Raw genomic sequence first — 5,356 nt, 5'->3', positions numbered from 1 at the left:
TGCGCGGTTCATCCCCGCGCGGGCGGGGAACACTCTTCCTGGATGTTATTGGAATCACTGCCGGATTTGAAGCGCCTCGGAGCCACCGGCGATTCGGCGGTCGGGCGGGCCCTGCGACGTTCGCCTAGCGTTCGTCGGGGTCGGGGCCGGCGGGCGGCTGGAACTCGACGAGGCGGAAGCCGTCGAGGTCGACCGGCACGCGGCGGTTGGCGCCGCAGGTCTCGAAGGAGAAGCCGGCGTCGGTCGGCGCCGCCCAGGCGATGACGCCGTTGCCGTCGCCGATCGCCTCCGTCACCTCGGTCCAGATCATCTCGCGGGTGCGGCGGGAATAGTTGCCGACATAGACCCCGGCGCGGACCTCGAGCAGCCACACCGCGAGCCGGCCGCGCAGGCGCGGCGGGGCGTTCTCGACGACGACGACCATCATCGCGGGCGGCGCCCCCGGGCGGTCAGCCGCGGTGGCCGGCGTCGCCGCTCGGCCGCGGGTCGGGGAAGGCGGGCGGCTGCACGTCCGCCTCGGGCAGGCCGGGCGGCGGCAGGCCGCTGCCGGCGAGCACGTCCTCGATCGCCGGGATCAGCCGTTCCAGCAGCCCGGTCTTGCGGAAGACGTCGCGGCACTCGCGCCGCACGGCACCCTCCAGGCTGCCCGGCACGGCCCCACGCTGTGCCCGGGCGGCGATGCGGAAGGCCACCGGCACCACCGTCTCGAACTTGAAGAGGTCGGCGATGTCGTAGACGAAGGACTGCGGCTTGCCGGTGTGCAGGAAGCCGATCGCCGGCGCATAGCCGGCCGCCAGGATCGCCGCCTCGGCGAGGCCGTAGAGGCAGGCGGTCGCGGCCGACAGGCAGCGGTTGGGCACGTCGCCGGCGTCCCAGGCCTCGCGGTCATAGTCGCGCCCGCGCCAGGAGACGCCGTGCTGGCGGGCGATCAGCTCGTAGAGGCGGCGCACGCGCGCGCCCTCGATGCCGCGGAGCTGGTCGACCGAGCGCCGGTCGGGCGCCGGCTCGTCGAAGCGGATCTGGAACATGCGGCGGACGACGCCGAGGCGGGCCGTCTCGTCGAGGGCGATGCGCGCCTGCCACAGCAGTCGGTCGGCCCTGGCCCCGCCCGGCTGGCCCGAGGCGTAGAGGCGCACGCCCGCCTCGCCGACCCAGACGAGGAGCGTGCCCGCCCGCGCCGCCAGCGCCACCGCGGCATGGCTGACCCGGGTGCCCGGCTCCAGCATCAGGCAGGCGAAGCCGCCGACCGGGACATGGGTCCGCACGCCGCGCTCGTCGACGACGACGAAGGCGCCGTCGAGCACGTCGATGCGCCCCTTCTCGACGAAGAGGATGGTCGACCGGTCGCGGAGCGGGATCGGCCGCGGCGGCCGGAGGCCGGGGATGCCCGCCATCGCCTCGCCTGCGCGCCCGCGCCGCCCGGCCCGCCGTCAGGCCCGGCGGATCAGCATCAGGCCGCAGCCGAAGGTCCGCTCGCGCCCGAACCCCTCGGCGAGGCGGGCGAGGAAGACGGCCGGGTCTTCGACCACCAGGGTGCCGTCGAACTCCAGGACCGAGAAGCGGATCGGCGGGTGGCCGGGCCGCGGCACGCTGCGCCAGTCGTCGCCGTCGACCGCGAGCGGCGCCTCCGCGGCCTCGGCGAGGCGGAAGCCGGCGCGGCGCCCCTGGCCGTCGAGCCAGGACCGGCCGACCGCGACCGTGATCTCGCCCCGGCGCTCCGCGCGCTCCGCCGGCGAGAGGCCGCGCAGCGCCTCCGCCAGGGGGTCGACCCGCCGGCTGCGCTGGCGATCGGGCTGCGAGCGGGCAACGGCGGGGTTGGCGCGCAGCCGGAAGCGCAGCCGGTCGCCCGCGGCCAGCACGGGCGCGAACTCCCGGCTCTCCAGCCGGAACAGGGCGTGGCGGTCGACGGGTGGGCGCCGGGACAGGGTGTAGAAACGGCACCCGCCCCAGCCCTGGCCGGCATCCTCGTCCCGCCACAGGAAATCGCGCCGGCGGTCGGGCTGGTCGGCGAAGAGCGACCACAGCAGGTGGTGGGCGGCGGCCGTGCGGTCGCCCGCGAGCTGCGGCGCGATCAGCGGCGCCAGGGCGGCCGCCGACGGGTCGGTCCGGAGGGTGATGCGCGACAGGAACATCGGTCCGCCCTCCGTCATGGGCTGCCCTCCGCCGGGCGCAGGGCGAGCGTCTCGCGCAGCCCGAACTGCCACCGGGCGCGGCTCGCGACGTGGTCGCGCCGCCACTCGACGCGCAGGGGCTCCAGCCCGGAGAGACCGCCGGCGGCCGCGAAGTCCCGGTCGGCATGGATCGTCGCCGGCTCCGGGGCGGTTCGGTGGGCGGACGGCTGCGGCGACAGCACGGCGCGCAGGTCCCGTTCCGGCGCCGGCGCCTCGGTGTCGTAGCGGGCGAGTGCGGCGACGAGGCCCTCCGCCTCGACCACGAGCGGCCTGGGCGGCAGGCCGAGGGGGCAGGCCTTGCGCCCGGCATAGAGGGTGAAGCGCGGACGGGCGAGCGCTTCGGCGAGCCGCTCCGGGCCGTAGGCATCGCCGGACGCGCGCGCCATCAGCACGATGGTCGCCAGCGCGTCCTGGCGATAGTCGCGCAGCGACAGCAGCGTGCCGAGCCCGGGCTCCGCCAGGGCCGCCGCGCGGGTCGACCAGCGCCGCCCGGCGCGGGCCGGCGGCGCCTGGACGGTGTGATAGTCCTGCAGCAGCGTCCCCGCCCGGTCGACGCGGACGGCGCAGGCATAGGCGGCGTCGAGGGCGGCATGGCTGGCCTCGTCGTTGCGGGCGATGCCGAGCGCCGCCGCCGCGAGGCCGAGCACGCCCGAGCGCGACGGCCGGTCGAAGGCCACCCGCCGCTCGCCGACCGCGACGTCGCCGAAGGCGGCGAGCGGGGCGTAGAGCGTGAAGACCAGGAAGGCCGGCATCGCCCGCTACCGGGCGACCAGGGCGAGCACGTCGTCGAGCGTGCCGGTGCCGGCATGGGCATCCATGGCCGCCGCCTCGGTCGCCTCGCCATAGGCGCGGGCGAGCCGGTCGCGATGGTCGAGGAGGGCTGCGATCGAGGCGCCCATGATGTCCTCGCCGCGGACCGGCTTGAGGAAGGCGGCGGCCAGCGTGCGCGGCGCGGCGGCGCCGGCCTCCGCCAGGACGAAGCTCGCCCGCGCCCGGCTGGCGAAGCTCGCCTGTTTGCCGGTCGGGCCGACCGTGGCGGCAGCGCGCAGCAGCGCCGCCAGTCCGGCCCGCGCGAGCTCCTCGCGACCGCAAAGGTTGCGCACCAGCAGGTCGCGGTCGATGCAGAGATAGAGATAGAAGAGGCCGGCGCCGAACCCGGCCTCGCCGAGGAAGCCGGCGCCGGCGTCCTCCGCAGGCCGCTTCAGGTCGTCGACGGCGACGTAGAAATCGTCCTCGACCGTGGCGGCGTGGGTGGTGATGGCGTGCGCCACCTGGACCGCCGCCTCGCGGTTGAAGTCCGGGCTGTCGGCCAGCATGCGGCCGAACATGGCGATGTCGACGGCGCCGTCGGCCGGCCGCAGGATGCCGGCGGCCTTGGCGTCGACCGTCTCGCCGGCGGCGATGCGGCGGGCGACGGCCAGCGCCTCGTTCTCCTCGTCCGGCGAGACGAAGGCGAGCTGCTCGATGTCGGTCGGATTGGGGTCCTTCTCCGGCTTCGACTTGCCGAAGACCGCGGCGACGGCGAGCGCCGCCTTCGTTGCGGCCTCGGCGGCGATCCCTTCGTCGACCAGCCGGTCGCGCACCAGCCGGCCCAGGCGCTGCGTCCGCCGGCCGAGATGTCCGGCCAGCGCCTCGGCGAAGACGGGCGAACTGCGCCACGCCCGCTTCAGCGACTGCGACGACACGCGCAGGCGCGGGTGCTCGCCGAAGCGCGCCGTCTTGGGCTGGCCGGCATCGTCGCGGTTGAGGTTGGCCGGCGGGTAGGCGGTCAGCAGGTGGAGCTGGAGGAAGGTCGTCATGGCGTCGCCTCGGCGTTCGGTGCGTCCGGTTCGTTCGGCAGGGCGGGCTCGTCTGGCAGGGTCGACTGGGCGTCGCGCGGGGTCGCCTCGCCGGCGGCGTGGTACTCGAAGGCCCAGCGGGTGCGGGTCCGGTCGCCGCGCCCGGGGTCGGGCCAGTCGAGGATCGACCGGCCGAGCGCGCCGACGTCGATCGCGCCCGGCGGCAGCACGGCGACCAGGCGGCGCATCTGGCGCTCCACCTCCTCGACGGCGCGCGCCGTCAGCAGGCGGCGGAAGCGCATCGGCTTCACGATCGCCGTCTCCGGCGGGTCGTCGAAATGCTTGCGTCCGGCGGCCCGCGCCGGATGCGTCCGGCGGCCGGCGCCGTCCGCCGGGGCGTCCTCGCGGACATGGGCCAGCACCGTCGCGACGGCCGCGACCCACGGCAGCCGTTCGGCGAGCGCCCGGTCGGAGGCGCCGAGCCCGAGGCGGCGATAGAGGTCGAGGACGGCCGGATCGGCGAGCGCGTCGGCCACGCCGGCGCGGCGCAGCCGGGCCATCGCCGCCCGGTCGGCGTCGGGGTTGCGGGTGCCGTCGGCCAAGCGGGGCTGGTGCCGGCGCCACCAGATGCGGACGATGGCGGTGGTCGGGAGCGGCGCGGACCTGTCGCTGGTCATGAGGTGGCCTCCGACTTCGGTTTGCCACGGCCGGCCTTCTTCTTCGCGCCCTCGGGCAGGGCCAGTCCCAGGCTCCCGAACATCGACCGGCCGAGGCCGTGGCCGCGCATGGCGAGGACGAGGCTGCGCCGGGCGCCGATCCGGCGTTTGGCCAGGGCCGGCCGTAGCATTTCCAGGCCCTCGAGGGGGACGAGGCGGTCGAAGACGGCGACGGCTGCGGCGCGCAGGATGTCGAGCCAGCGCAGGCCGGCCGTGACCGCGACCGCGGCGCCGCCGTCCGCCGCGTCCGCGAGATCCAGCGCGATGCGGTCGGCCTCGCCATGGAAGTCCGGCGTGGTCGCGTCCCAGAAGCTTTCCCGCGCGGTGTCGGCGCGGCCGCCCGCCGTGCGGACGCAGGTCGCGAGCACCGCGGCCGCGTCGCGGGCGCCCAGCACCATCCGCCGTACCGTGGCGTCATGAAGTTCGCGCACGGCGGCGGGCGCCAGATGCAGGGGCATCTCGCTCTCGGTGAAGTCCCGCGCCTTCATGTTGTCCATGTCGTATCCGGCAGCGGCGAGCCGCAGGGATTCGACGGGCTCGACCAGCCAGTCGAGCCGCCGCGGTGCGAGCTCCACCGCCGCCGCCGGCCGGCGGTGCGGGTTCCGCGGGTCGTCGGCGATGGCGAGGCCCAGCCAGTCGCGATAGGCGATGCGGCCCGGCTGCCCATGCACCGGCAGCCAGGAGGCCGGGT

7 protein-coding genes are annotated in these 5,356 nt (G+C 76.1%); all 7 read right to left on the bottom strand.

Annotation, left to right across the window (positions count from 1 at the left end):
- Positions 1-124: 124 nt before the first annotated feature.
- The gene (gene cas2e / locus ACE3Q3_RS22660) at positions 125-427 is read right to left on the bottom strand and encodes a type I-E CRISPR-associated endoribonuclease Cas2e (RefSeq protein WP_374449844.1); all 303 of its coding nucleotides are present in this window, start codon (positions 425-427) and stop codon (positions 125-127) included.
- Positions 428-449: 22 nt separating this feature from the next.
- Positions 450-1,394: a type I-E CRISPR-associated endonuclease Cas1e gene (gene cas1e / locus ACE3Q3_RS22655; protein WP_374449842.1), complete on the bottom strand. Its 945-nt coding sequence runs from the start codon at positions 1,392-1,394 to the stop codon at positions 450-452.
- Positions 1,395-1,430: 36 nt separating this feature from the next.
- Positions 1,431-2,150, bottom strand: a complete 720-nt coding sequence (cas6e, locus tag ACE3Q3_RS22650; RefSeq protein ID WP_374449840.1) for a type I-E CRISPR-associated protein Cas6/Cse3/CasE — start codon at positions 2,148-2,150, stop codon at positions 1,431-1,433.
- Positions 2,147-2,923, bottom strand: a complete 777-nt coding sequence (gene cas5e, locus ACE3Q3_RS22645; RefSeq protein ID WP_374449838.1) for a type I-E CRISPR-associated protein Cas5/CasD — start codon at positions 2,921-2,923, stop codon at positions 2,147-2,149. Before cas5e ends, cas6e begins: the two co-directional genes overlap by 4 nt.
- A gap of 6 nt (positions 2,924-2,929) precedes the next feature.
- Positions 2,930-3,970 (bottom strand): type I-E CRISPR-associated protein Cas7/Cse4/CasC, encoded by a 1,041-nt coding sequence (cas7e, locus tag ACE3Q3_RS22640; RefSeq protein ID WP_374449836.1) that lies wholly within the window; start codon positions 3,968-3,970, stop codon positions 2,930-2,932.
- A complete protein-coding gene (casB, locus tag ACE3Q3_RS22635) occupies positions 3,967-4,626 on the bottom strand; it encodes a type I-E CRISPR-associated protein Cse2/CasB (RefSeq protein ID WP_374449834.1) in 660 nt (219 codons plus the stop codon). The genes cas7e and casB overlap by 4 nt, the downstream gene beginning before the upstream one ends.
- Positions 4,623-5,356 (bottom strand): type I-E CRISPR-associated protein Cse1/CasA (locus ACE3Q3_RS22630; protein ID WP_374449832.1); only part of this gene is annotated, 734 nt, incomplete at its 5' end. The genes ACE3Q3_RS22630 and casB, both read right to left, overlap by 4 nt.

The organism is Allostella sp. (assembly GCF_041913585.1).
Taxonomy (GTDB): Bacteria; Pseudomonadota; Alphaproteobacteria; order ATCC43930; family Allostellaceae; genus Allostella.
Note: the sequence above shows the minus strand (reverse complement) of the source record. Positions and strands in the feature narration are given on the sequence as shown.

Excerpts from the sequence above, each read along its gene's own strand:
- cas2e (WP_374449844.1), bottom strand. The coding sequence starts at position 427 with ATGATGGTCGTCGTCGTCGAGAACGCCCCGCCGCGCCTGCGCGGCCGG.
- cas1e (WP_374449842.1), bottom strand. The coding sequence starts at position 1,394 with ATGGCGGGCATCCCCGGCCTCCGGCCGCCGCGGCCGATCCCGCTCCGC.
- cas6e (WP_374449840.1), bottom strand. The coding sequence starts at position 2,150 with ATGACGGAGGGCGGACCGATGTTCCTGTCGCGCATCACCCTCCGGACC.
- cas5e (WP_374449838.1), bottom strand. The coding sequence starts at position 2,923 with ATGCCGGCCTTCCTGGTCTTCACGCTCTACGCCCCGCTCGCCGCCTTC.
- cas7e (WP_374449836.1), bottom strand. The coding sequence starts at position 3,970 with ATGACGACCTTCCTCCAGCTCCACCTGCTGACCGCCTACCCGCCGGCC.
- casB (WP_374449834.1), bottom strand. The coding sequence starts at position 4,626 with ATGACCAGCGACAGGTCCGCGCCGCTCCCGACCACCGCCATCGTCCGC.